This is a genomic window from Denitrobacterium detoxificans (assembly GCF_001643775.1).
Lineage (GTDB): Bacteria > Actinomycetota > Coriobacteriia > Coriobacteriales > Eggerthellaceae > Denitrobacterium > Denitrobacterium detoxificans.
This window is the reverse complement of the sequence record NZ_CP011402.1, coordinates 1,648,161-1,673,078: the sequence shown is the minus strand read 5'-3', so window position 1 is coordinate 1,673,078 and position 24,918 is coordinate 1,648,161. Positions and strand designations below refer to the sequence as shown.

Annotated in this window: 18 protein-coding genes and 1 tRNA gene; 10 read left to right on the top strand and 9 right to left on the bottom strand. The window is 59.4% G+C overall.

Translation table 11 applies throughout. The annotated features are described in order from the left end of the window. Positions 1-159: 159 nt before the first annotated feature. Together coaE and uvrB are read left to right on the top strand one after the other, a co-directional pair. Complete coding sequence (gene coaE, locus AAY81_RS07065; RefSeq protein ID WP_066665107.1) at positions 160-765, top strand: dephospho-CoA kinase; 606 nt, start codon at positions 160-162, stop codon at positions 763-765. A gap of 4 nt (positions 766-769) precedes the next feature. Continuing rightward, positions 770-2,893, top strand: a complete 2,124-nt coding sequence (gene uvrB / locus AAY81_RS07060; protein WP_066663183.1) for an excinuclease ABC subunit UvrB — start codon at positions 770-772, stop codon at positions 2,891-2,893. On the opposite strand, the gene AAY81_RS07055 is transcribed toward uvrB, so the two are convergent. The 6 genes from AAY81_RS07055 to AAY81_RS07030 all read right to left on the bottom strand — a co-directional run bounded on the left by AAY81_RS07055 (position 2,890) and on the right by AAY81_RS07030 (position 8,978). Beyond that, positions 2,890-4,086, bottom strand: coding sequence for a M20 metallopeptidase family protein (locus AAY81_RS07055; protein ID WP_066663180.1), 1,197 nt, complete (start codon positions 4,084-4,086; stop codon positions 2,890-2,892). The two genes, uvrB and AAY81_RS07055, sit on opposite strands and share 4 nt — an antisense overlap. 73 nt (positions 4,087-4,159) lie before the next feature. Further along, positions 4,160-5,086 carry a MetQ/NlpA family ABC transporter substrate-binding protein gene (locus AAY81_RS07050; RefSeq protein WP_066663177.1) on the bottom strand — a complete coding sequence of 309 codons (927 nt, stop codon included), beginning with the start codon at positions 5,084-5,086 and terminating at the stop codon, positions 4,160-4,162. Between the two features lie 69 nt (positions 5,087-5,155). Next, a complete protein-coding gene (locus AAY81_RS07045) occupies positions 5,156-5,851 on the bottom strand; it encodes a methionine ABC transporter permease (RefSeq protein WP_066663174.1) in 696 nt (231 codons plus the stop codon). Then, on the bottom strand, positions 5,823-6,914 hold the full coding sequence (locus tag AAY81_RS07040) for a methionine ABC transporter ATP-binding protein (RefSeq protein WP_066663172.1): 1,092 nt from the start codon (positions 6,912-6,914) through the stop codon (positions 5,823-5,825). Before AAY81_RS07040 ends, AAY81_RS07045 begins: the two co-directional genes overlap by 29 nt. Positions 6,915-7,124: 210 nt before the next feature. Next, positions 7,125-8,768, bottom strand: a complete 1,644-nt coding sequence (locus tag AAY81_RS07035; protein WP_066663170.1) for a glycosyltransferase family 39 protein — start codon at positions 8,766-8,768, stop codon at positions 7,125-7,127. A gap of 136 nt (positions 8,769-8,904) precedes the next feature. Further along, a tRNA-Gln gene (locus tag AAY81_RS07030) sits at positions 8,905-8,978 on the bottom strand. 175 nt (positions 8,979-9,153) lie between these two features. Here AAY81_RS07030 and ybaK point away from each other — a divergent pair. Both ybaK and map read left to right on the top strand, forming a co-directional pair. Then, positions 9,154-9,636: a Cys-tRNA(Pro) deacylase gene (ybaK, locus tag AAY81_RS07025; RefSeq protein ID WP_205630816.1), complete on the top strand. Its 483-nt coding sequence runs from the start codon at positions 9,154-9,156 to the stop codon at positions 9,634-9,636. A gap of 36 nt (positions 9,637-9,672) precedes the next feature. Continuing rightward, complete coding sequence (gene map, locus AAY81_RS07020; protein ID WP_066663169.1) at positions 9,673-10,455, top strand: type I methionyl aminopeptidase; 783 nt, start codon at positions 9,673-9,675, stop codon at positions 10,453-10,455. On the opposite strand, the gene AAY81_RS07015 is transcribed toward map, so the two are convergent. Further along, on the bottom strand, positions 10,452-11,585 hold the full coding sequence (locus AAY81_RS07015; RefSeq protein WP_082867910.1) for an aldo/keto reductase: 1,134 nt from the start codon (positions 11,583-11,585) through the stop codon (positions 10,452-10,454). The genes map and AAY81_RS07015 overlap by 4 nt on opposite strands. 54 nt (positions 11,586-11,639) lie before the next feature. Beyond that, positions 11,640-12,506 carry an NAD(+)/NADH kinase gene (locus AAY81_RS07010; RefSeq protein ID WP_066663166.1) on the bottom strand — a complete coding sequence of 289 codons (867 nt, stop codon included), beginning with the start codon at positions 12,504-12,506 and terminating at the stop codon, positions 11,640-11,642. Positions 12,507-12,568: 62 nt separating this feature from the next. Between AAY81_RS07010 and murJ the strand changes: the two genes are divergently transcribed. The 3 genes from murJ (at position 12,569) to AAY81_RS06995 (ending at position 17,002) form a co-directional block, all read left to right on the top strand. After that, a complete protein-coding gene (gene murJ / locus AAY81_RS07005; RefSeq protein ID WP_066665100.1) occupies positions 12,569-14,176 on the top strand; it encodes a murein biosynthesis integral membrane protein MurJ in 1,608 nt (535 codons plus the stop codon). Between the two features lie 174 nt (positions 14,177-14,350). Further along, complete coding sequence (locus AAY81_RS07000) at positions 14,351-15,955, top strand: CTP synthase (RefSeq protein WP_066663163.1); 1,605 nt, start codon at positions 14,351-14,353, stop codon at positions 15,953-15,955. Between the two features lie 132 nt (positions 15,956-16,087). Beyond that, the gene (locus tag AAY81_RS06995; protein ID WP_066663160.1) at positions 16,088-17,002 is read left to right on the top strand and encodes a site-specific tyrosine recombinase; all 915 of its coding nucleotides are present in this window, start codon (positions 16,088-16,090) and stop codon (positions 17,000-17,002) included. A 177-nt stretch (positions 17,003-17,179) separates the two neighbouring features. Here the strand turns inward: AAY81_RS06995 and AAY81_RS06990 are convergent, their stop codons facing one another. Continuing rightward, on the bottom strand, positions 17,180-22,354 hold the full coding sequence (locus AAY81_RS06990) for an Ig-like domain-containing protein (protein ID WP_143117344.1): 5,175 nt from the start codon (positions 22,352-22,354) through the stop codon (positions 17,180-17,182). A 633-nt stretch (positions 22,355-22,987) separates the two neighbouring features. Here AAY81_RS06990 and AAY81_RS06985 point away from each other — a divergent pair. The 3 genes from AAY81_RS06985 to AAY81_RS06975 are packed head-to-tail and all read left to right on the top strand — an operon-like array spanning position 22,988 to position 24,907. Beyond that, entirely contained in the window at positions 22,988-23,416 is a 429-nt protein-coding gene (locus AAY81_RS06985; protein WP_066663155.1) for a division/cell wall cluster transcriptional repressor MraZ, read from the top strand. Positions 23,417-23,434: 18 nt separating this feature from the next. Further along, complete coding sequence (gene rsmH, locus AAY81_RS06980) at positions 23,435-24,400, top strand: 16S rRNA (cytosine(1402)-N(4))-methyltransferase RsmH (RefSeq protein ID WP_066663153.1); 966 nt, start codon at positions 23,435-23,437, stop codon at positions 24,398-24,400. Positions 24,401-24,451: 51 nt separating this feature from the next. Then, positions 24,452-24,907, top strand: a complete 456-nt coding sequence (locus tag AAY81_RS06975; protein ID WP_066663151.1) for a hypothetical protein — start codon at positions 24,452-24,454, stop codon at positions 24,905-24,907. Positions 24,908-24,918: the final 11 nt, after the last annotated feature.

Below are 24,918 nucleotides of genomic sequence, written 5' to 3'. Positions count from 1 at the left end.
ATAAGCTTCGAAACCCCCGCGTGAGTACGCGGGGGTTTCTTTTTTGTATGCGCGTATGCATTGAAACACGCCCCTTTTCCTGGTCATTTCAATGGATTGGCAATGAGGTTCGGTGGTACCATGATGCTGAAGATAGTAGAAGGCGAAAGGGGCGAGAAGATGAAAACGTGCATTCTCATCGGTGGCATCGGGTCGGGCAAATCAACCGTATCCCATATGCTACTTGAACGTGGTGCCAAGCGTGTTGACCTCGATGAATGCGGCCATGAAACGCTTCTCGATCCCGAAGTGATCAGTCAGCTTGCCGATACGTTCGGTCCTGAGATTCTCGACGAGCATGGCGCCATCGTACGTTCCGAACTGGCAGCCCGCGCCTTCGTTACGCAGGCCAAGACCATTCAGTTGAACGCTATCACTCAGCCTCGTTTGCTTAAGGTGGCTCAGGCCCAGTTGGATCGTCTGGAGCAAGAGGGCTGCGAGCTCGCTGTTATTGAGATTTCTGCCTACGATGGTCCCGAAGGCACGTTCGCCCCGCTTGTTCGCAATAGCGTGGGCGTTATCGCCGTTACGTCGCCTACGCGCGTGCGCGTGCAGCGTGCCGTGGCAAAGGGCTTCGCCGAAGACGATGTCCGTCGTCGCATCGCCAGGCAGGTGAGCGATGCGCAGCGCGCCCTGTGGGCCGACTACGTCATCAGTAACAAGGGCACAATCGACCAGCTTGAGGAGCAGGTCGAACTTGTCTGGCAGGATATAGCGAGCAAGTAGCGCGATGGCTCATCTTTCGAACTTGCAGGGTGTGGAAATGGCAGGCAAGCTGCCATCGGTGCGCCTTGCCAATCAGCCATTCGAAATCGTTTCTCCGTTCGAGCCGGCAGGCGATCAGCCTCAGGCAATCGAGGCTCTTGCACAGGGCGTACGTGATGGCCTGCGTTACCAGACGCTCTTGGGCGTAACGGGTAGTGGCAAAACATTTACTATGGCCAAGACCATCGAGGCCGTGCAGAAGCCCACGCTCGTCCTTGCGCCCAACAAGACGCTTGCAGCGCAGGAGGCTGCAGAGCTGCGCGAGTTCTTTCCCAATAACGCGGTGGTGTACTTCGTCTCGTACTACGATTACTATCAGCCCGAAGCGTACGTGCCTTCCACCGATACGTTCATCGAGAAAGATGCCTCCATCAACGAAGAGGTCGAGAAGCTGCGCCATGCGGCTACGTCTTCGCTGCTTTCGCGTCGTGACTGCATTGTCGTTGCTTCGGTAAGCTGCATTTACGGCATTGGTTCGCCTATGGACTACGCAGGCATGGCCGTGTTCGTGGACAAGCAGAAGCCTGCCGAGCGCGATGATGTCATTCACGAGCTCATTGACATTCAATACGACCGCAATGACTACGAGCTTTCCCGCGGCACTTTCCGCGTGCGCGGCGATTCCATCGACGTCTTTCCGCCGTACGCCGACAATCCCGTGCGCATCGAATTCTGGGGTGACGAAATCGAGGAAATTGCCGAAATCGACAACGTGACCGGGGAAGTGCTCAACCATTACGAGGCGCTGCCCATCTGGCCGGCGTCGCATTACGTGACGGCCCAGCCGAAGATGGATCATGCCATCAAGTCAATTCGCGAGGAGCTGCGCGAGCGCCTGGAGCAATTCAAGGCAGAGGGCAAGCTTCTCGAGGCTCAGCGCCTGGAAATGCGCGTGAGCTACGACTTGGAAATGATGGAATCGATGGGCTTCTGCAGTGGCATCGAGAATTACTCGCGTCATCTAGACGGACGCAAGCCAGGCGAGCCGCCGTATACGCTCATCGATTATTTCCCCGACGACTTCCTGTGCATCATCGACGAGAGCCATGTTACGGTGCCGCAGATTCGCGGCATGCATGAAGGCGACCGCTCTCGCAAGGTCACCCTTACCGAACATGGGTTTCGCCTGCCGAGTTGCCTGGATAACCGTCCGCTGCGTTTTGACGAGTTCGAGGCGCGCGTTCCCCAGTTCATTTACGTATCAGCTACGCCGGGTGATTACGAGCTGCGCGTAAGTCAGAAGAACGTGGAGCAGATCATTCGCCCTACGGGCCTGCTCGACCCTGAAATCATCGTGCGTCCCACGCTTTCGCAAATCGACGACATCATCGACGAAGCACGCATTCGTGCCGAGCGCAATGAGCGCGTGCTCATTACCACGCTCACGAAGAAGATGGCCGAAGACCTTACCGACCATCTGCTCGACGAGGGTATTCGCGCGCGCTATATGCATTCCGACATCGGCACGCTCGAGCGCGTCGAGATTCTGCGCGAGCTGCGTCAGGGCACGTTCGACGTGCTCGTGGGCATCAATCTGCTGCGTGAGGGCCTCGACTTGCCCGAGGTATCCCTCGTGGCTATTCTCGATGCCGACAAGGAAGGCTTCCTGCGCAATCATCGCTCGCTCATTCAGACCATTGGTCGTGCGGCCCGTAATGCGTCGGGTCAGGTAATCATGTACGCCGATAAGCGTACCGATTCCATGGACCTTGCCATTACCGAAACGGAGCGTCGTCGTGGCTTGCAGATGAAGTTCAACGAGGAGCATGGCATTACGCCCAAGACGGTGAACAAGGCCATCAATGACATCATGGATTACGTGGAAGAAGAAGTGGGGAATACCACGGCCGAGCAGGTAAACAAGGAGCTTGCCGAGCTGTCCCGCGAAGAGGTGTTGCGCGTTATTACCTCTATGGAAGACGATATGCAGCGTGCGTCCCAGGCCATGGATTTCGAGGAAGCTGCTCGTCTGCGCGACCAGGTCGTGCAGCTGCGAAGCCGCTTCGAGGGCGAATCGGAAGAGGCCGCCCTCGAAAAGCTGCGCAAGACTGCCCGCAAGGGCAGCGATTTTGGAAGACGGAAGCGCTAGGCGCCTGCGTACGTCTGAAGGTAGTCGATAGCGTATTGCGCGTAGAGTGCCGTGGATACGGTAAGCGCGTCTTCGTCGATGTCAAAGCTCTTGTTGTGATGAGAGACCTGCGTGTTGGGGCGCTTTGCGTTTGCAGACCCCACGAAGGCATACGCTCCGGGTACGCGATTGATCAGCTCTGCCATGTCGTCGCCCTGGAGGGAGGCGGGTCGGTTGGTGATGACCTTCTCTTCGCCGAAGAGGGCAGCGGCGGTGCTCTGCGCTTCATGGCTCGACGTTTCATCGTTGATGAGGGGCGACGTGTAGTCTTCGAAGCGAATGGATGCCGTTCCGCCGTAGATGCGTGCGGTGCTGCAGGCCAATTCCTCCAACTCGCGTTTTACCTGCTCCCTCGTTTCGGGCGTGAGCGCGCGGATGGTCCCCTCGATGACGGCCGATTCGGCAACTACGTTGTATGCCGTTCCGGCGGTCAATTTCCCGATGCCTATCAGCACGCTGTTGGTGGGGTTCACGCGGCGCGTTACAAGGGCCTGGGCTGCCACGACGATTTGCGAGGCAATGTAGAGCGCGTCGATGCCCGCTTCGGGCGTGGAGACGTGCGCACCCTTGCCGGAGATGGCGATGTTGAAGTAATCGACGGAAGCGTTGTTGGGGCCAGGCGTGATGACGACCGAACCCACGGGAACGTTCGATGCCATATGGATGCCGAACGTACGTGAGGCGATGTCCAAGGCTCCGCTTTCCACGACCTTATGCCCGCCGTAACCTACTTCTTCGCCCTCTTGGAACACCAGGCGCACGGTGCCGCCAAACAGGTTACGATTGCGCACGAGGATGCGTGCCGCCCCAATGAGCCCTGCGATATGGGCATCGTGCCCGCAGGCGTGCATGACGCCAGGTACCTGCGATGCGTAGGGGCGGTCGTCGGCTTCCTGTACGGGGAGCGCGTCAATGTCCGCGCGAAGCACGATGGCGGCCTCCCCGGGTAGTTCGCCCGTGATGTCCGCATAGAGCGAATGTTCGGGGATGCGATGAACTTCCAGGCCCAAAGACGTGAGCTCTTCGATGATGCGCTCGTTCGTTGCGTCTTCGTGGCGCGAGAGCTCGGGGTGCTGGTGAAAATGCCTGCGGAGATTCACGACGTATGCGTGGTCTTCCTCGACTGCCTGGAGAATCGTTTCAACTGTGCTCATAGTGTCTTCTTTCAAGAAGGGGCAGCTCTCAGAGCCGCCCCTTGTCAATTCGTTGTTCGATGCCGTTTCTGGGTTACGCCGCCTGGCCAGCTGCTTCCTTGATGGCGTCGATGGAGTCGTACGCGTGGGAGTAGAGCGAAAGGGGTGCCATGATGGTGTCGCCGATTGCGGTGATGTCATAGCCAATCGAGCTTACTTCATTGGCCAGGTATGCCTTGTGCTGGAAGGAGTTCAGATCGATTTCGCCCGAGTTCAGAGCCTCGTTGGGCAGGGTGTACGCATCGAAGGTGACGAGTTCGATGTAGATGCCGGCATTCTGCTCGTCGAGGACCTTCTGCACGGCCTTCCAGTAGTCGTTGGAGGAGCCGCAGACGCCGACCTTCACGACCGTCTTGCCGTCGCTGCTAGAGGAGTAGGAGTCGATTTCCTTGATGAAGGCATCGTCTGCCACGTCGGAAGCGTCGTAGTCGAATGCCGGGATATAGGCTTCCTGGTACTTGCCCACGATGTACTTGGCCACGGTCTGCGTCTGGAGCGCGTTTACAATCGTCTTGTAGGTGGCGTTGTTGGCCTCGCTGCTGCGCGCGACGACGACGTTCACGTAGGGGTTGTCACCCGAGCCGGAGTTCTGCGATTCGGTGATCAGTGCGTCCTTCGAGGGGGTGAGGCCGGCGGGGATTGCGTAAGTGCCGTTGACCGCGGCAGCACCGAAGTCATCGAGCGTAGAGGGGAGCGTGTTGGCGGCCGAAGGGACGATTTCCACGTTGTACAGGTACTTCGTGATGTCCTTCACTTCGGGCGTGTAGCCGGCGTTGGGGTCGACCTCAATGAGCCCCGCTTCTTCCAACAGCTTGATGGCGCGACCGCCATTCGTGGAATCGTCGGGAATGCCGATCTTCACGGTGCTGCTGGAAGCGGAAGCACCGCAGCCAGCGAGTGCGATGACCGTTACCGCGGCAAAGGCCGCGAGTACCAGCTTCTTGAGCGTTGTCTTTTTCATAATTACCTCCCTTGTATCTTTCTCATTCAGAAGTGGTTTGCGTGCGTGTGCGGATTAGCGCGAACGCTCTTATCTTCCGAAGAGGTGCCTATTGGTAGTGCGGCGTGCCAGCAGGTTGCCCACGCCCTGGATGATGCTGATGATGACCATCAGAAGGATGACGCATGCGTTTACGACGTCCTGGTGATGAAGGTTCTGGCCGTAGTTGATGGCGAAGCTGCCGATGCCGCCTGCGCCCACGGCGCCTGCCATCGTGGTGAGGCCGATGAGCGAAATAGCCGTGATGGTGGTGGCGCGGATGAGTTCGGGCAGGGCTTCCGGCAGGTATACGCGGAAGATGATGCCCATGGTGCCCGACCCGAATGCACGGGCTGCTTCGATTTTGCCCTTGTCTACGCTCACGAGCGCGGTTTCCACCTGGCGCGTGTAGAAGGGCACGGCGCCGAATACCAACGGTACGATTGCGCCAGCCACGCCGATGGCGGTGCCTGTGATGAGCCTGGTGAGCGGAATCAGGAAGATGAGCAGAATCACGAAGGGGATAGAGCGGAAGAAATTCGTGATGAGCGTATCGATTCCGAAGATGACCTTGTTGGGTGCAATGCCGTCGGGCCTGGTTACGGTAAGGGCAATGCCGAAGGCAAGGCCGATGACGAACGTGAGGATGCCCGAGATCGCGAACATTTGGAACGTGGCGATGATGCTATCGACGAAGATGTCGTTGTAGCTTACGACATTAGGAAAGAGCGTTTGCAGAAGGTCCATGACCGATTACCTCCGTTCGGACGTTGCGCGAGCGCCAATATTCGATGACGTTCTGGGTGATTTCCTGGGTGCCCTTTAGCTGCACGACCATGTGGCCAAGCGGCTTGCCCTGCAGCCACTCGATATTGGCGAGCAGGATATTGATATGCACGTCAAACTGCTTGGCGGTGTCGGCGATGAGCTCGTCGTTTACCGACTTATCGTCGAAGGTGAGCTTTGCCAGAATGCCTTCGGTGCCATACTTTTCGCGCAGCACGTCGAGGCTTTCGAGGTTTTCGCCCTTCGAGACGAACTTGCGGGTGATCTCTTCGTGCGGGTTCGAGAAGATTTCGTAAACCGTTCCGCTTTCTACGGCCTTGCCGCCTTCCATGACGGTGACCTTGTTGCAGATGGTCTTGATGACCGACATTTCGTGCGTGATGATGACGATCGTAAGGCCCAAGCGTGCGTTGATGTTCTTCAGCAGCGCCAGAACCGAAGCGGTTGCTTCAGGGTCGAGTGCCGAAGTGGCTTCGTCGGAGAGCAGGATCTTCGGGTCGTTGGCTAGGGCGCGCGCGATGGCAACGCGCTGCTTCTGACCACCCGAGAGCTCTGCGGGGAACGACTTGGCCTTGTCTTTCAGGTCTACCAGCTCTAGGAGCTCGGTAACCTTCGCCTCGATGTCTTGGTTCGATTTGCCCGTATGGCGCAGGGGGTAGGCTACGTTCTCGAATACGGTTGAACGGTCGAGCAGGTTGAAGTGCTGGAAAATCATTCCGATGGAAGAGCGAAGCTTCCGTAGCTTGGCGGGGGAGACGGGCTCCTCCTGCGGATTGCTCTCGTCCGAATGAAATACGTTGCCTTTTTCGCAACGAAGTGTACCGAAGCCGTCGATTTCGATGGTGCCTGCGGTGGGAGTCTCAAGGAAGTTGAGGCAGCGAACGAGGGTAGATTTGCCTGCTCCCGAGTAGCCGATAACGCCGTAGATATCGCCCTGCTCGATGGAGAGCGATACGTTATCGACGGCAGTGAAGTCACCCCCGTTTGAACTGAACGTCTTTGTCAGTCCCGTAGTCTTTAGCATTCCCCAGGTTCCCCTTCCTGCGTTTCGTTTAATCCATAACACGGGATTATTTCCGATGTTCAGGGTGGGCGGTAGGGGCCTAATATCGATGTCCTGTTATCTGAAATTCAGATAGCGGTCTATTTGCTGGGATATCTCCAAAGGCGATGGCTAATGAGGGGTGCCAGGCTGCCTTCGGGCGCTGTGCGTGAGGGGTGGAGTTTCTTGCGTCTACTCCTTGTACATGAGCGCGATGGTGTAGTACCCGCGTTCGTAGGGCCTATACACTTGCTGGCTCCACAGCAGCGTGATGCCGTCCTTCTGCTCCAGGTCGGTTACGTCGCGTGGGGGCACGGCGTCGGTCGATTGGCCTAGCACCCAGAATTGGCCATGGTAGTCGTTGAGCATCGTTTCCCAGCTAGAGTCGATTACCAGGTTGTCGCCGTAGCAGGAGTACGCAAGCGCCCAGTTTCCCTTCTGCCAATCAAGGTAGTGCTGTTCCAGGTCGGGGAAGTAGACCGATGTGACGCCCATGATTCCGATGTCGCTTGAAACGACCAGGTCGCCTTCCTGTATTTGCTCGGCCATGTAGTCGAAGAACTCGTTGTTCTTGTCGCTGTAGTCGTCTTGCACGATGAGCAGCTGGTTGAGCGATGAGATGGCAATGAACAGCAGGCAGAACATAATGGTGATGCGCTTGCGGTGCAGGCGGAAGAGTATCCAGGCGATGCCGAAGATGAGCGGTCCAATAGCGCAGAACATATAGCGGAAGTACACCATGAACGAATGCATGAGAATGGATGCCAGCCCGGCGATGACTCCCAGGCCAACGTATATGGCAATGCCCAGGAACGCCGGGAACCATGAGGGGGAGGTGAGCGTGTGCCATACGCGACGCCACCAGCTTGCATCGCGTTTCGGGTAAGCGTATTTCGCACGTTTGCGCATTGAAGGGCGTCGCCTGCGCTTGATGCATTCTCGTACGATGAGCGCAATGAGGATGGCGAGTGCAATGATGACGACCCAGACCACGATGCGGGGAATCAGGCCGTAATCGCCTTTCCACGCAAAGTCGATCTGCATGGTGATGAGGGGGTAGCGCGCTAGGGCAATGAGCGTATCGGGGAAGGTGAACTGCGCCCAATACGTGTTGGATACTACGCCGACCTGGCTGGCGAGCACGCTGAGCCAGGGTGCGAAGAGGGCCACTTGCAGGGCGGCTTGTATCCAGAATGTCTTCAGATCGCCTTTGCGCGTGCGTCGGTGTGCGATGAGGAAGCACAAAAGTGCAAGGTTAACCAAGAACACCGAGATCACGGCGAAGTAGTGCAGGTAGGCTGCCGTGATGGAACAGATCATGAAGCGCGCCCATGGTGCATGGGGTAGGCCGTCGGCGGGTATGCTCGTACGATTCAGGCGCATGATGCGGAACGCGTATACGAAAGAGAACATGACCATGCATGCCGCCCACGAATACATGCGAATCTCGATGGCGATGTACGAGACGTAGGGTGTGAAGAGCGCAAGCGTCGTGTAGATGAGGCCGACACGCCAGCCGAAGTCGCGGCGTAGGTGCGTAAGGCCTATGGCCGCGAGTGCCACGGCGCCAAGGACGGTGAAGATGCGGTATTCGGTAACGTAACCACCGAGCAGGCGAATGATATGCAGCGCCCAGTAGAACAGTACGGGATGTACGTCGCCCGAGCCAATGTGCCAGATTTCGGCGAAGGAATGGTCGGCGATGGCTACCGAGTAGCTTTCGTCGAACCAGAGGTTCTCGTGAAACGCGCCTGTGAGCAGGAATGCCGCGCCAATGAGTAGCACGAGCGCGTGGAATGCGGGGGAGGAGATGATGCGTTCAATTGTGTTCTTCATACCTGCAATGGTAATCGCATTGCAGGTTGACGTGCGACTATTCGCCTAATGATGATAGGAAAACGTCAAACTACCCCATATGGGGTAGCCGCTATGGCTATAGACATTTGGGAAGAAGTGAATCAAGAAGAAAGATTGGCTGGGCCAGCAGGATTCGAACCTACATAGCTGGTACCAAAAACCAGAGTCCTGCCATTGGACGATGGCCCAGCGAATAGAAGCGCGTATGCGCGGTACGTAAGTCTACTTTGTTGGGGTCGTTCCGTCAAATACCTGGGGTGGCATCATCATATGCACACCGTGCCTTGGTGTTGGGCCCTTGCCTGCGTGCATGTGGGCTTTGGGAAGATGCCGTTTGCGAGCGGGCGAGTGCTAGAATTGAGCCATGGGTAAGAAGTTGCACAAGACAAATGCGATGCGCATTCTCGATTCCGAGGGCGTGGCATATCGTACGGCTACGTACGAAGTCGATGAAAACGATCTTTCCGGCATGCACGTAGCTGCTTCGCTGGGGCAAGACCCCGAACAGCTTTTCAAGACGCTCGTTTTGGTAGGCGAGCGCATGGGGCATGTCGTATGCTGCATTCCCACGAATTGCGAACTCGATTTGAAGAAGGTCGCGCGCGCTGCGGGCGACAAGCGCGTGGAAATGCTGCCGCTCAAGAAACTTACGCCTCTTACGGGGTATGTGCGTGGTGGATGCTCGCCCCTGGGTATGAAGAAGCAGTTCCCCACGTTCATCGACGAGACTGCGGTCCTATTCGATGAAATCTATATCAGCGCCGGCGAACGTGGCGAGCAGATTATCGTCAATGGCGAGGACTTGGCGCGCGTAGTGGGGGCAACGTTTGCCGATTTGTGCATGTAGCGACTGGCGCGTTTGCAAGGGAATGCGGGGATTGGAATGATTATCAGGAAAACGCCTGCCGAAATCGAAGCGATGAAAGAGGCGGGCAGGCTATCGGCGAAGGCTCTGCGCGAAGTAGGGCGAATCATCGAACCAGGCATCTCCACGCTCGAACTGGACAGGCATGCCGAGAAAATCATTCGTGCCGAAGGTGGCATTCCTGCGTTCAAGGGCTACGGCGGCTTCCCCGGAACTATTTGCTCTTCCGTGAACGACCAGATTGTTCACGGAATTCCCAGTAAGGACGTCATTCTGCACGAGGGCGATATCATCTCCATCGACACGGGCGCCATCGTCGACGGTTGGGTGGGCGATAACGCCTGGACGTACCCCGTGGGTCGTATTAAGCCCGAGGTGCAGAAGCTGCTCGATGTAACGGAAGAGTGCATGTGGCGCGCCATTTCGGCAGCCCGTCCCGGTAATCGCCTAGGCGATGTGGGGCATGCGTGCCAGGAACATGCGGAAGCCCATGGGTATGGCGTCGTGCGTGAATACGTGGGTCATGGCGTGGGTCGCGACATGCACGAAGATCCCAATGTTCCCAATTATGGGCATCGCCATATGGGCTTGCGCTTGGAAGAGGGCATGGTTATCGCCATCGAGCCCATGATCTGCATGGGGACGCGCAAGACGCGCGCGGGTAACGATGGTTGGCTGGTGCTTACGCGCGATGGCAAGCCGGCGGCTCATTTCGAGAAGACGGTGGCCATCACTGAGGGTGGTCCTATCCTGCTTACCGTGGAGCCCGAGTACCGCCGCCCGGTAATGAAGAAGAACTAGTTGCCTTCCAGCTCGGAGGCTACTTCTTCGAGTAAGTCGCAAATGGGCAGGAACTGCGGGCATGCCTCTTCGCAGATGCCGCATTGCAGGCATTCGCTCGCCTTGGCGTGTCCTTCGGATACGAGCGAATTGTTGTAGTACCAGCTGGGATTCCAACCGCCGAATACGCGTTTCGTATTCAGGCAATCGAGCATTTCGGGGATGCGTATGCCCTCGGGGCAGCCGTCGGTGCAGTAGTGGCATGCCGTGCAGGCAATCATGCCCATCGAGGCGATTTTCTCGGCGGCCTGTTGCAGCGACTCGGCTTGCGCTTTCGAGAGAGGCGTTGGGGTGCGCATCGCTCGTACGTTGTCGCGCACGTCTTCGATGGTGCGCATGCCCGAAAGTACCATGGCTATGCTGGGGTGCGTCGCTGCGAAACGTAGCGCGAGCCCCGCGTTGGAAAGCCCCTCTGGGTTGTCCATGTCGTCGATGATCTGCTGAACGGGCTCGGGAACGCTCACGAGGTTTCCGCCCTTGAGTGGCTCCATCACGATGACGGGGATGTTTCGCTGCGCGCATAGTTCTACGCACGCACGGCTCTGGACGGAAGCGCTTTCCCAATCGGCCCAGTTCACCTGCAGTTGCACGGCGTCAAGGTCGGGATGGTCGTTCAGGATGCGCTCGAGCACGTCGGGAGAATCGTGGAATGACATCCCCACGTATCGGGTTTTACCTGCCGCCTTGAAAGCGAAGGCGTGCTCGTACGCGTGGGTTGCGGTGTACTTCTCGTAGTTGGTTGCATTCTGGGCGTGCAGGAGCAACATGTCCATGTAGTCCACGCCCAGCGTTTCTAGCTCGAGGTCGAGGAGTGGGTCGATGTCTTCCTCGACCTCGAAGTTCTGGTTCGAAAGCTTGTCGGCAAGGAAGAAGGAGTCGCGCGGGTGGCGCTTTACGAGGCATTCGCGCAGTGCTACCTCGCTTTGTCCTCCCAGGTACACGTGGGCGGTGTCGAAGTAATTGAACCCAGCCTCTAGAAACGCGTCGAACATGGCACAGATGGCGGGCATGTCCAGTTCATCATCGGTTTTTGGCAGACGCATGCAGCCAAACCCCAGCTTTCCCAGCGTTGCATCCATCCATGTGCCCATTGTCTGCTCCTTGTCCGCATAACCCGTGCTTGCTTCGTTCTTGCGATCTTGCGTTTAGAAGAACGCCTTCTTCGACTGAACGTAGAAGCCCTTGTAGTTGCAGCGAAGAAGGGTGGTTGGCGTGCTGCCGCGTTGGACGCGCACGGCACGAATGGGGGCGGGCAGTTCGTCGTGCCAGCCATCAATGAAGAGCGTTGCGTCCTTTTCCGAAGGCGTATCGAAGAGGGTGACGTCGACGATGTCGTTCGGGTCGGTGACTACGGCGCGCGCCGAGATGGAATGCGGCGCCAGCGGCACCACGACCAGCCCCTGGAACCCGGGGGCGATGAGCGGGCCGCCAGCGGAAAGCGCATAGGCGGTGGAGCCCGTGGCGCTTGCTACCACCATGCCGTCGCCACGCATGTTGGCCAGGCGATCGCCGTTGAACGCCACGTCGAACCCGATGATGCGGCCCGAAGCTCCGCGTGAGACGCAAATCTCATTCAGCGCAAAGAAGCTGCGGTCGTTGGAGCGGTCGAAAGGGCTCGTGCTCAGGTGGTCGAAGGCGTCCTCGTCGTCTCCTTCGCACAGCACGCTAATGCGCAGGTTGGTACGCTCTTCCTTCGTGCATTCTCCGGCGAGTGCGCTTGCCACCATGGCAATGACGCTGTCGGTGGGGTCGTTTGCCAGGAAGCCCAGGTGGCCAAAGTTGATGCCCAGGATGGGGATGCCCGTGTAGCCCACGATGTGCGCCGTGCGCAGGATGGTTCCATCGCCGCCCAGTGCGACCGCCATGTCGGCGCCTTCGATGTAATCGGGCGTCACGTCGATCGAATTCGTGATGGAACAGGTGATTCCCTGGCTGGTAAGGTAGGCGGAAATCATCAGCGACGCATCGATTGCCTTTGCGCCTTCGTCGTTGCGTACTACCAAGATGTGCATATAGAGACCTCGTCTGCGTTCGTAATCAATAAATGCCCCTATATGCTACCATTTTCCCCGTTATGGATACGCAAAGCTCATCGCGCGACGACGCGCGCAACTCCGTTATCAAGAATACCGGCCTCATGACGCTCGGCACGCTGCTATCGCGTGCGTCGGGCCTTATTCGCACGTGGGCCATGGCGTTCGCCCTGGGCAATTCCATGCTCACGAGCGCCTACCAGGTTGCCAACAATCTGCCCAATGTGGTGTTCGAGCTGGTGGCTGGTGGCTTTCTTTCTACGGCGTTCCTGCCCGTGCTTCTTCTGGAGCGCGAACGCTTCGGCAAGGAAGGCGAGAGCAAGTACACCTCGAACATCCTGAATATCACGCTCATCCTGTTGGGTGCGCTTTCCGTGCTCTGCAGCATCTTTGCCGAGCAGGTAGTAGCTACGCAGACGTTCACGCAGAGCGCTGATTCCGACGTGTACCAGCAGACGGTTATGTTCTTCCGCATCTTCGCGTTCCAGCTGGTGTTCTATGGCTTGGGTGGCGTCATCACCGGCGTGCTGAACGCCAAGCGCTCGTTCTTGCTTACGTCCGTGGCGCCGGCGCTCAACAATATCGTGGTCATCATCACGTTTTTCGCGTACGTGCCGCTTTCGCAGGTTAATTCCACGGCGGCCCTCATCATGCTGGGCGTGGGTGCCACGCTAGGCGTTGCCGTTCAGTTCGTGATTCAGATCCCCGCGCTCTTGAAGACGGGGTATCGTTGGCGTCCCTACATTAACTTGAAGGACCCGGCTATCGCCGAGACCATCAAGATTGCCGTGCCCTCACTCATTTACATTGTGGCGAATGTCGTGGCAGTGAGCTTCCGCAACGCCTTCAGCTTGGTCGGCGCCGATAATGGCCCGTCGACGCTGTCGTATGCCTGGATGTGGTATCAGCTGCCCTATGGCGTGGTGGCAGTGTCGCTTTCCAGCACCATGTTTACCGAAATGAGCGATTCGGTGGCGCGTGGCGATATTTCGCGCTTCCGCTCGCAGGTGGGGCAGGGCCTGCGCGGTACGCTCTTCATGATTATCCCGCTCACGGGTCTGCTGTTCGTGCTTGCCCAGCCGCTTATCTCGCTGTTCCATGCCGGCGCCTTCACGGGCGATGACGTGTACCAGGTAAGCGAGATTCTGCAGGTGTGGATTCTCAGCTTGCCCTTGTATTCGGTGGGCATGTATTTGTACAAGGCGTTTGCCTCGTTGCGCAAGCTTATGGCGTTCGCGCTCATGAACTGCGCCATCGTTGTGCTGCAGCTCATTCTGTATGCCGTGTTGTGCCAGCGTGGCGTGCTGGGCCTCATGGGCGTGCCCGTGGCCGACTTCATCTACTTCACGGTGCGTGCGGTCGCTTCGGTGGTCTTGCTCAATCATTACGTGGGGAAGGACCCGCAGAACAAGACGGTGCAGACTACCATTCGAACGGTGCTTGCCACTGTGGTGGGCTGCGTGCCCACGGCGTTGCTGCTGGCGTTCATCCCCACCATTCCTGGCATTGGCGCTATGGCGAATGCCATCATCCAGCTTGCCATCTGCGGCATCGTCGGCCTGGCGGTTGTCTTTGGCGCATGTCGCCTGTTCCGCGTTGAGGAGTTCAGCATCGTAGAGCGCTTCATGCGTCGCCTGAAGCGCCGATAACTTTCAGTTCTTTGTTACGCATGTGTTAACACGTGCCCTTCTCTATCGCCCGACGCTTTCTCGCTCGCTACAATAGAAAGACGTGTGTGCCGCGTGGTTTAGTGCTGTCCGCGTGCGCCGCATGCGTATCGCGGACGCGATACGCTCCTGCTGAATTCTATCGTGAGGAGCATCATGTCCAAATATATCTTCGTTACCGGCGGCGTCGTTTCCTCGTTGGGCAAGGGAATCACCGCTGCGTCCTTGGGCCACTTGCTGAAGGCTCGCGGTTACAGCGTGACCATGCAGAAGATGGATCCCTACCTGAACGTGGACCCGGGCACCATGAGCCCCTTTCAGCATGGCGAGGTGTTCGTTACCGACGACGGCCATGAGGGCGATCTCGACTTGGGCCATTACGAGCGCTTCATCGACGAGAGCCTTACCCGCGCTTCCAACTTCACGCAGGGCTCCATTTACAAGACCCTCATCGCGCGCGAGCGTCGCGGCGATTTCCTGGGTGGCACCGTGCAGGTCATTCCTCACGTAACCGAAGCCATCAAGGAACGTCTGCGTCGCGTGGGCGAGCAGACCCAGGCCGATATCGTCATCGTGGAAATCGGTGGCACCATCGGCGACATCGAGGGCCAGCCGTTCATCGAGGCCGCTCGCCAGTTCCGTAAGGAGCTCGGCATGGGCAATTCCGTGTTCGTGCATTGTACGCTCGTGCCCTACATCTCCGCAGCTCACGAAGTGAAGACGAAGCCCACGCAGCATTCCGTGAAGGAGCTGCGCTCCATGGGCGTGCAGCCCGATTTCATCGTGTGCCGCAGCGACCATGAAGTCTCCGAGAAGGTTCGCGCGAAGATCGCCCTGTTCTGCGACGTTGCTCCCGAAGACGTTCTGGAGTGCTCCGACGCCCCCAGCATCTACGACGTGCCCCTGGGCCTGCACGAGCAGCATTTTGACGAGGCCGTGCTCGCGCGCTTGAACCTGGAGGCGAAGCCCATTAATCTGGCTCCGCTGCAGGCATTCCTCGACGCCAAGAACAGCTGCTCTTCCATGGTGAAGGTCGCTGTGGTGGGCAAGTACGTTAGCCTACCCGACGCATACTTGTCCGTTATCGAGGCTCTGGGTCATGCCGGCGTGGCCAATGGCGTGAACGTCGACGTCCAGCTCGTCGATGGCGAGACGGTGAACGAGCAGAACGTGCGCGACATCCTGGGCGATGCGAATGGCATCCTCATCCCCGGTGGCTTTGGCCAGCGTGCTTTCGAGGGCAAGATCTGCGCCGCCCATTTCGCACGCGAGAATAATATTCCGTTCCTGGGCATCTGCCTGGGTATGCAGGCGGCCGTGTGTGAGTTCGCACGCCACGTTGCTGGCATGCCGGGTGCCACCTCTACCGAGTTCGACGAGGAAGCGGCATATCCCGTTATCGACCTCATGCCCGAGCAGGAAGACGTGGAAGACAAGGGCGGCACCATGCGTTTGGGCGCGTACCCCTGCACGGTTGCTCCCGATACGCGTGCATTCGAGGCCTATGGCGAGAACGTCATCTACGAGCGCCATCGTCATCGCTTCGAAGTCAACAATGCCTTCCGTCCTGCGCTTGTTGAAGCTGGCCTGGTCATTTCCGGTCAGTCGCCCGATGGTCGCCTGGTCGAGATGATCGAGGTTCCCGGCCATCCGTGGTACGTGGGCAGCCAGGGTCACCCTGAGTTCAAGAGCCGTCCCACCAGGCCTCATCCTCTGTTTGTCGGTTTCGTTTCGGCGTCGAAGGAAAACGCCGGGGCGTAAGGTTCCCTTTGGGTATGCGCATGCGACGTTCATAGCATGCCGTTATGTCGGGCTGGAGCTACTCCTCTCCAGCCCGATCTTTTTTACTGGGGCGTTTCCCGTGCCATGCGCCGAGCGTAGTACACTGGGCGCATGGAAGACATCATTGCCGAATTCATCTCATACTTGCGTGTGGAACGCGCCTCCGCCGAGCTCACGGTCGAGGCGTACGAGCATGATTTGGCTATCTACCTGCGCTATCTTACGAACCCTGCTTTTGGGTGCCCTATTGCCCCCGCACATGGCTTTTCCCAGGTTACGCGTACGGTGGTCGTAGACTTCGAGCGCTATCTGAAGGATGGGCTGCATTATGCGCCCTCTACCATGGCACGCATTCTTTCCGCGTTGAAGACGTTTCACAAGTTCCTGGTGCGTGAGGGCTATGCCACGGCTAATCCAACCGAGACGGTGGGCTTGCCGCGCAAGCCCCAGCATCTGCCGGACGTGCTCAGCGTGCAGCAGGCCTGTCGCATGATCGACCTCTTTTGCGGCGATACGCCGCGCGAGCTGCGCGACCGCGCCATTCTTGAGGTGCTGTACGGCTGCGGGCTGCGTGTGAGCGAGCTGTGCGGCCTGGATGTCGACCGCGTTCACCTGAGTGATGGGTTCCTGCTGGTAATGGGGAAGGGCAGCAAGGAGCGCGTGGTTCCCGTCTCGGGTGCGGCGGAGCGCGCGCTGAGGGTCTATCTTTCCGAGGGTAGGCCGCACCTTGCGCGCGCTACGCAGCCAACGAGCGCCGTGTTCCTGAATGCCCGCGGTGGCAGGCTCACCCGCCAAGCGGTGCATGCGTTGGTGCGCAAGGCGGGGCAGGCGATAGGCGTGGACGACCTGCATCCTCATACGCTTCGTCATTCCTGTGCCACGCATATGCTGGAGGGTGGCGCCGACTTGCGTGTCATCCAGGACATGCTGGGGCATGCCGATATCTCCACCACGCAAATCTACACGCACGTGCAGCGCGCGCATTTGGTCGAGGAATATCTGCACGCGCATCCTCGCGCGCATTAGGCCATGCATCCCATACTTCGGTAGGGTCCTTGGCCACGGCTGTCGCTTTGGGGAGGATTCCCTTTTCCACGTTTTCAGTATTGGAGCGAGTTCTCGCAGCGTTGGTATAACCAAAATGCGGAAAAGGGGCGCCGCCCCTTTTCCGCATTTTACGCGGCGAGAAGCATCTCCTGCAGGTTAGAGGCGGGCATGCTTGCCGACATGCGCTGAACGGCGGGCGCGGTTCGCAACCCCGGCCACGATCAGCGCGGCGACGCTCAGGACGGCGAGCGACGCAAGCAGCGCGACCGGCATGGCGTCGCCGGTCTTGGCTGACGCGGAGTTGGCTGATGCGGAGTTGGTTGATGCGGAGTTGGCCTTCGAGGCGGCGCCCTTCGCCGCGGGCGCCGCAAGCACCTCGAAGCGCGCATCCACGCTGCCGGCGTCATCGAACATCGCGGTCAGGGTATGCTCGCCCACGGCCAGCGTCTCGAGGTAGGCCGGCTTCAGCTTCACGATGACGCTGCCAGGCTCCGCCGTGTAGTTGGCCGCGTCGACGTCCTCCCCGTCCACCTGGATGCCGGTGAAGTGGGAGAAGGTCGCGTCGTCGTCCACCGAGCGCTTGAAGGTGAAATCCGCCGTCGCCGAGCTGCCCCTCGTCCACTGCAGGCCGTCGCCCTCGGCGCTCCTGTAGGAAACGCCCCCATCTGGCTCCAGCTTGGGGATCGGCTCGGTCTTGGCTTGGGTCTCGAAGGCGGGGTTCGCGAAGGTCGCCGTATAGGTCCTTGCGCCCTCTTCGGCTTCCGTCGGCTCCTTGGTTACCGCCGACGTGGTCTCGGCGGTTTCCGTCTCAACATGGCTTGCGTCCCTCTTGCAGGCAAGCGTCGCCGTCACGCTGCCGTTGTCGGCCGCCCACTCGTAGGCCGGATCGCCCCAGTCGTGGCCGAGCGGGTCGATGGCCTTTGCCACGCGGGAAAGCTCGGCGCCGCAAGCCGAGCAGTAGACGACCTCGTCATAGCTTCCGGCCTTCTCGCACGTGGCCGCCACCTCGCTTTCGCGCAGGGGCGCGGCGGCCGCATGGCCCGTCGCGGGAATCTCGCTCGTCCTCGTCTGCGTCGCGAAGGCGATGTTCTTGAAGCTTGCCGTGTAGGTCCTCGTGCCCGCCTCGGTGCATTTCGGGTTCACGTCCGTAACGATGGGAGTGACCGTCTCGACCTCTACGAAGCTTGGGTCATTCGTCAAGGCGCGCGAGGCTCTTACTTCCATGTTGTCGGCCGCCCATTCGTAAGTCGGCTCCGTCCAGCTATGTGCGTGCCCCTCTGCCGAAATCGTTTCCGTCTTGGTCTGCACGGTGAAGGCCGGATTGGCGAAGGGGCCCGACGTATACGTCCTCACGCCGAGTTCGTCTCCGGCGGGCTCTTTGGTCACCTCGGAGGTGACGTCCACGGTCTCCGTTTCCACGTGGCTTGCATCCTTCTTGCAGACGCGCTTCGCCGTGACCTTGGTATTGTCTTCGTTCCATGTGTAGATGGGCTCGTTCCAGTCGTGCTCGCACTCGCGGATCACGAAGCCCAGCGTCACGGTCGGGCCCTCGACGCCTTCCCACGCGTAGTTGGCGGGGTCCTTCAGCGTGAGCACGACGTCGTAGGTCCCGGGCTCCGTACCGCCCTCGTTCTCTGTCACGGTGTACAGGTCGCTTGCCGGCACGTCAGCAGTCTGCGTTTCACCCGTGTAAGCTTTGCTCGCAATCTCGGGCGTGGCCACAGTGGCCTTGGTCACGGTAAGGGGGACGGTCCGCGTAACTTTGTGGTTGGCCGCGTCGTAGCCCTCGACGCCGGCGCAGTCGTAGTTCGTGTCGTCGACCGCAAGTACAGCCCGGTAGCCGCTATTGCCCACGGTGGGCACAGTGGCGCTATTCGCCCACGCCCAGCCCTCGGGAAGCGGCACATTTGCAAGGGTCTTGGCCGGGTCGTAAGTCACGGCGGCCAGTTCCGGCACGGTCACATCGAGCACCGCCTTGGTTATTTCGAACGTAAGCGTTTTGACAGCATCGTCGCTGTCCGCCCATTTGTACTTAGTAGGGTCTGCAAGCGTCAACACGACGCTGTAGCTGCCAACATCCGTGCCGCCTTCGTTGGTCGTCACGGTATAGGCTTTGCTTTCGGGCACGTCGGCGACTTGTTTTTCGCCCGTGTAGGGTTTGGAGTCTATCGCGGGCGCGGCCACCTGAGCCTGGGTTACCGTTACAGTACAGGTGTCTGACTTGTCGTCGGTTGTGTCTTCCGTTCCATTGTTCGTGGTGACGGTGATGGTCGCCGTGCCCGGGGCGACACCGGTCACCTTGCCGGCGTCGTCTACCGTGGCGACGCTTTCATCGCTGCTCGTCCAGGTGAGGGTGTCGGGCAGCGCTTCGTTGTTTGCCTCTTCAGGCAAGGCGGTAACCGTCAGCGTTTCTGAGCCGTCCACGGCAAGAGTAGCGGACTTTTTGTTAAGCGAGATGCTGTCCGCGCGGACCTTCAGCTCGAAATCTGCCGTTACCGTAACATCCGACGCGGGCATGGCGAAGGTGTATTTGGAAGAATCGCTTGTATCCTGGGTGAGCGTCTGCTCTGTTGTCCCGGCAACGGCCTTCAGCGTGCCGGACTTCAACTCCCAGCCTTCCGCATCGGGCGTCACGGTGAGGGTCACCGTGCTGCTCTCTACCGCGCGGGACTTGTCGGGAACGATGCTGCCACCCTGAATCTCAGGCACCATGACCCCGTAGGTGTTCGCGCGGACCAAAGTTCTATTGTCGAACGTATCAAGGTTGTTTTCGGTATAGCTTTTGGCCTCGAAACCCTCTCTCGTGTCCTTGTCCATGAAGGGTTTCTCCATCGTCAACGTGACCGACGTGTCTTCGCTGCTATAACGATACGAGCTCGCCTTGACGCTGATGTCGTAGTCGGCTTCGTCGTACCTCAGCGTGATGTTGGTAGCGTCTTCCGCGTCTTGGCCGCCGCCGATGCCGGCCGCCTTGGTGTTCTCGGAAGCGCCGCCCGTGGCTTCTATGGTGCCGCCGCTGATGGTGATGGTGCCGCCGCTCTTGCCCTGGCCGCCACCGATGCCGGCGCCTGCACCACCGTCCCAGCTGCTCGAGGAGCCTAAATCTTTGTACGCCCCACCTGTGGCGCTGACCTTGCCCCCGCTGATGTTGATAGTGCCGGCAGCGACTTCGTAGCCACCGCCAACGCCTGCAGCGTTAGCGCCGCCTGTGGCAGTGACGTCGCCACCCGAGATGGTAATCGCGCCGCTGCCGCTACCCAAGGAGCCGCTGCCTACGCCTGCGCCACCGCGGCCCGTACTAAAGGCTGTCCCTGTACCACCCTTCGCAATTATCTTGCCGCCGGTGATGGTCACTGTTTCGCAAGAGCTCCTTTTGCCTGCACCGATACCGGCCGCGCTGTAGCCGCCCTGCGCCTCGATGTCGCCACCGTTGATAGTTATCTCGCCACTGGGACCACTGCCGCCGGTGTCACCGCCGTCGCCGCCGCCGATGCCTGCGCCGCCGAAATCATAAGCGTCAAACGGTACGATTACATGACTGCTGCCGCCTGTAGCCTTGATCTTGCCGTTCTCTATCGTGATCTTGCCTCCGCCTGCCAGGTCGCCGCCGCCGATGCCGGCACCGTCTTCGGGGCTTTTGGCCGTGATGAGTTCGCCGGTGGCGGAGTTGATGGTGATGGTGCCGCCGGTGCCGTGCTGGCCTCCACCGATGCCGGCGCCGTTCTTGCCGCCCGACGAGGTGATCGTGCCGCCGGTGATATTAATGGTGCCGCCGTTGCCATCCTCGCCGCCGCCGATGCCGGCCGCATCTTCGCCGCCCGTCGCGGTGATGGTGCCACTGCTTATGTTAATCTCGCCACCGTTAGCGGCATCTCCGCCGCCGATGCCTGCACCATACGCCCCGCCGGTCGCTTCGACGATGCCGCCTGATATGTTGATAGTGCCGCCGGCGCCCGAATCGCCACCGCCGATGCCTGCGCCGTCGGAGACGCTCGTCGCGGTAATGGTCCCGCCGCTGATGGTGATGGTGCCGCCAGCGCCCGACTCGCCGCCGCCGATGCCAGCTGCGTTAGCGCCGCCCTGAGCCGTAACACTGCCATTCCTGATGTAGATTTTGTCGCTGCCCTTGCCCTGGCCGCCGCCGATGCCGGCGCCGTATTTGCCGCCAATCGCGTTGACGATGGTATCGGCACCATTGATCCCGATGCTGGTGCCTTCGCCATCATCACCACCACCGATGCCGGCAGCGTCGCAGCCACCTTGGGCGGTCACGTTGCCCCCGTAGATGAAGATGTCGTAGCCAGCCGCCTCGTTGCCGCCGCCGATGCCGGCGCCGCCGTCATAGTTGTCCGAGCCGCCTGTAGCGTTAACGGTTCCGCCATAGATTCTTATAGCGCCGCTTTTGCCCTCGTCGCCGCCGCCGATGCCGGCCGCATTGGCTCCGCCCTGGGCGGTCACATCGCCGCCGTAGATTTCGATCCAATCTCCGCTGCCGATGCCGCCACCGCCGATGCCGGCGCCACCTCGGCTGTTTACCGAGCCGCCGGTGGCGTTCACAGTGCCACCGTAGATGTAGACCAGGCCGCCGTTGCCGCCGTCGTCGCCGCCGCCGATGCCGGCCGCATTAGCGCCGCCCTGGGCGGTCACATCGCCACCGTAGATGTAGACCAGGCCGCCGTTGCCGCCGACGCCGTCGTCGCAGTCGCCGCCGCCAATGCCGGCGCCGCCCTCGTCGTTCACAGAGCCTCCGTAGGCCTTGACGATTCCGCCGTAGATGGTAACGGTGCCGCCGTTGCCTTCCTCACCGCCGCCGATGCCGGCCGCGTCTTCGCCCTTCGTCTTAGTGTCGGCCGTCACCTTGCCGCCGTGGATGTTGATGGTGCCGCAGTCGCCTGAAGTCTCGTTGGCGCCGATGGCCGCGTTGTCGTTGGTGTCGGCGTCGCAGTATAGCTCGCCGGCACTGTCCCCTTCCGACTGGGAGTAGATGTTGAGCGTCGCGCCAGCAGGCACGTTGATACCGTCTTCCAGATAGAGTTTGGCGCCATCGGCAAGGACGATGTTGGCCGTTCCACTGACGACCAGCCTCTTGGAGCTTTCGATGTTTCCGTTGACAACATACCATCCGCTGATGCCGGTCGTGCTGCTTGTAATGGGCGTGCACTCCGCGGTCTTCGTTTCCGACACGACCTCCGCCTTTGCGCTGTCCCAGCTCTTCTCGACATAGGCGACAGCCTCGTTTGCATATGCTGTCCCGCTCGTCGCAAACAAGAACCCCATGGCCAGCACTAATGCTAGCAAAAGCCTCTCCGACTTTCTCGCTGTTTCCTTCATGGTATAGCCCCCTCCGTCCTAACCGACGAATATCTTTACCTGTCACACTCTTTGCGCTCTTCGCCGCGGCCCCCATGCCGATCCATCGTCATTCAAGTTGTTTTCTCTCAAGATATTTGTCGAGCGCACATACGTTTTACGGTTCGAGACGAGTTCTCGTTTCCGAGGTTTTTGACTTTTGCGATGTAAAGTTCCTCTATAACTGTTAGCTAAATTCAACTACATACGATTATACGTAGTCATTGCCTCAACTGGTATATAGGCTGTCCCAAATTGTCACACCCTCGTAAAACGTGGAAAAGGGCATGCCCTTTTGTCGAAGAGTGCCCTACGAGACACGAAATCCCCCTGAAATCGCATGCATTAGTTCATTCTCGTAACCTTATGCCACCGTGCACCACACGGTCTCCAAATTCATCCCACTTCATCCCACTTTAGTTCTACACAAGGCCCCACTATATCTAGTTCCAGGTCTTTTGCTGGCCCTGCATGTTGTTTTGAGCTGAAAAATGGGGAATACATAACCCCATATCAACCCAAGTATTTTGTGGTCGTGGGGCATGGTTGTGTTGAAAAGTGGGGCAAAGTGGGATAGAATGTCAATCACTGAAGCGGTTCCAGGAAGGAGGCAGCATGACCGAGCTGGTTGGCGAGCATCATCACAAGCTCGACGCCAAAGGCCGTGTGTCTATGCCCTCCGACTTTAGGAAGGTGCTTCCGAAGAATCTCAAGGTAACCCTGTCCCCGAAGAAGGAATGCCTCTACGTGTTCGAGCCCCAGGCTTTCAGCGCGTGGGTTGCTTCGTTCTTCGAGAGCGAGGGTGGCTACAAGGCTACGAGCTCCCGTCACGTCAACCTGCGTCGCGCTTTGAATGCACGCGCTCGCGACGTGGAAGTGGATGGCTCGGGTCGCATCGGCCTTTCCGCCGACCTGCGCGAAGCCGTTGGCCTGGAAAAGGAAGTCGTGCTTACGGGTAACGACGACCACCTGGAGATTTGGGATGCAAAGCGTTGGGACGAGTTCATGGACAGCATCGATTTCTCCGATCTGTTCAGCGATTAGGACCAAGACGTGAGCAATATGACAAGCGAATATCGGCATACCCCCGTCCTCCTCGCCGAGTGCCTCGAATACACGGACCCCAAACCACAGCACACATTCGTGGACGCAACACTCGGCGGGGCAGGGCATTCCCTTGAAGTAGCAAAGCGCATAGGTGCGCAGGGAACGCTTATCGGAATCGACCAGGATGAAGTGGCCCTTGCGGCTGCTCGAACTCGGCTCCAGGCCCTTCCCGACGAGCAGCGCCCCGAGCTGCACCTACTGCGCGGTAACTTCGGGGAGATGGACAACCTTCTCCTGCAAGCCGAAGTTCCCGAGGTCAACGCCTTCTTGTTCGACCTGGGTGTTTCGAGCGTGCAGATTGATACGCCATCTCGTGGCTTCTCCTTCAAGGAGACGGCGCCACTTGATATGCGGATGGATCCGGGTAAACAAACCCTAACCGCAGAAGAGATCATCAACACCTATAACGCAGCAGATCTCACTCGGGTCATCCGTACGTATTCCGACGAGAAGTGGGCGAGTCGCATTGCGGAATTCATCGTGGCGGCTCGGGAGCGCGAGAGGATCACCACGAGCGATCAGCTGGTGGAGATCATCAAGGCGGCCATCCCCGCGTCGGCGCGCCGCAGCGGCGGTCATCCCGCCAAGCGGACCTTCCAGGCGTTGCGCATCGAGGTCAATTCCGAGCTCGATGTTCTGCGCAGCGGCTTGGAAGCTGCGATTCGTTGGCTTGCCCCAGGGGGTCGCATTGCGGTCATCAGCTATCACTCGCTGGAAGATCGCATTGTGAAGGACACCTTCGCCGAATACGCGAAGGGTTGCACATGCCCTCCGGATTTTCCGGTGTGCGTGTGCGGCAATGTGCCGATAGTCAAGGTCCTTACGCGCAAGCCCGTCTTGCCGTCGGACGAAGAAGTCGCACGGAACGCCCGTGCGCGCAGCGCGAAACTTCGCGTTGCCCAGAAGCTGCCCGTCTCGTGATGCTAGCGAGCGCGGGTCGAAGCGAATCAACCTCGGAAGGAGGGGATACCGTTGGCAACCGCCGCTCGAGCATATAGGTATGACGCCGCTCCGGTTCAACCGCGTCGCGAACGCAATACGCAGGTTCGCGTCGTTCCCGGCACGCGACAGGCCGATGCCGTTTCTCCTCTTTTCGTTACCGTAGTAAAGGCCGCTTTCGCGGTGCTCATGGTGTTCGCCGTCGTGGCATGCGTGCGCGTATGGTTCACGGCCGCCACGGTGAATACGTTGCTGGAATCCCAGGTCACCTCTTCGCAGGTCGATCAGATTCGCTCGAGCAGCGAATCGCTGCAGGTTCAGAAGAGCGTGCTGGCTTCCCCCAGCCACGTGAAGGAGCGTGCGTCCCAGCTGGGTCTGGTGGAGGCCTCCTCCGTCGAGAGCGTTACGCTTGACACCGACGTGGTTACCTACGACGGCCAGGGCAATCTTTCGCTTTCGGCTAGCCTTTCGGCCGCGGCAGGAATCTAGCCGTATCTCAT

Excerpts from the sequence above, each read along its gene's own strand:
- murJ (WP_066665100.1), top strand. The coding sequence starts at position 12,569 with ATGGATACGCAAAGCTCATCGCGCGACGACGCGCGCAACTCCGTTATC.
- AAY81_RS07010 (WP_066663166.1), bottom strand. The coding sequence starts at position 12,506 with ATGCACATCTTGGTAGTACGCAACGACGAAGGCGCAAAGGCAATCGAT.
- AAY81_RS07000 (WP_066663163.1), top strand. The coding sequence starts at position 14,351 with ATGTCCAAATATATCTTCGTTACCGGCGGCGTCGTTTCCTCGTTGGGC.
- AAY81_RS07015 (WP_082867910.1), bottom strand. The coding sequence starts at position 11,585 with ATGGGCACATGGATGGATGCAACGCTGGGAAAGCTGGGGTTTGGCTGC.
- ybaK (WP_205630816.1), top strand. The coding sequence starts at position 9,154 with ATGGGTAAGAAGTTGCACAAGACAAATGCGATGCGCATTCTCGATTCC.
- AAY81_RS06995 (WP_066663160.1), top strand. The coding sequence starts at position 16,088 with ATGGAAGACATCATTGCCGAATTCATCTCATACTTGCGTGTGGAACGC.
- AAY81_RS06985 (WP_066663155.1), top strand. The coding sequence starts at position 22,988 with ATGACCGAGCTGGTTGGCGAGCATCATCACAAGCTCGACGCCAAAGGC.
- rsmH (WP_066663153.1), top strand. The coding sequence starts at position 23,435 with ATGACAAGCGAATATCGGCATACCCCCGTCCTCCTCGCCGAGTGCCTC.
- uvrB (WP_066663183.1), top strand. The coding sequence starts at position 770 with ATGGCTCATCTTTCGAACTTGCAGGGTGTGGAAATGGCAGGCAAGCTG.
- AAY81_RS06990 (WP_143117344.1), bottom strand. The coding sequence starts at position 22,354 with ATGAAGGAAACAGCGAGAAAGTCGGAGAGGCTTTTGCTAGCATTAGTG.
- AAY81_RS07050 (WP_066663177.1), bottom strand. The coding sequence starts at position 5,086 with ATGAAAAAGACAACGCTCAAGAAGCTGGTACTCGCGGCCTTTGCCGCG.
- coaE (WP_066665107.1), top strand. The coding sequence starts at position 160 with ATGAAAACGTGCATTCTCATCGGTGGCATCGGGTCGGGCAAATCAACC.
- AAY81_RS07035 (WP_066663170.1), bottom strand. The coding sequence starts at position 8,768 with ATGAAGAACACAATTGAACGCATCATCTCCTCCCCCGCATTCCACGCG.
- map (WP_066663169.1), top strand. The coding sequence starts at position 9,673 with ATGATTATCAGGAAAACGCCTGCCGAAATCGAAGCGATGAAAGAGGCG.
- AAY81_RS07040 (WP_066663172.1), bottom strand. The coding sequence starts at position 6,914 with ATGCTAAAGACTACGGGACTGACAAAGACGTTCAGTTCAAACGGGGGT.
- AAY81_RS07045 (WP_066663174.1), bottom strand. The coding sequence starts at position 5,851 with ATGGACCTTCTGCAAACGCTCTTTCCTAATGTCGTAAGCTACAACGAC.
- AAY81_RS07055 (WP_066663180.1), bottom strand. The coding sequence starts at position 4,086 with ATGAGCACAGTTGAAACGATTCTCCAGGCAGTCGAGGAAGACCACGCA.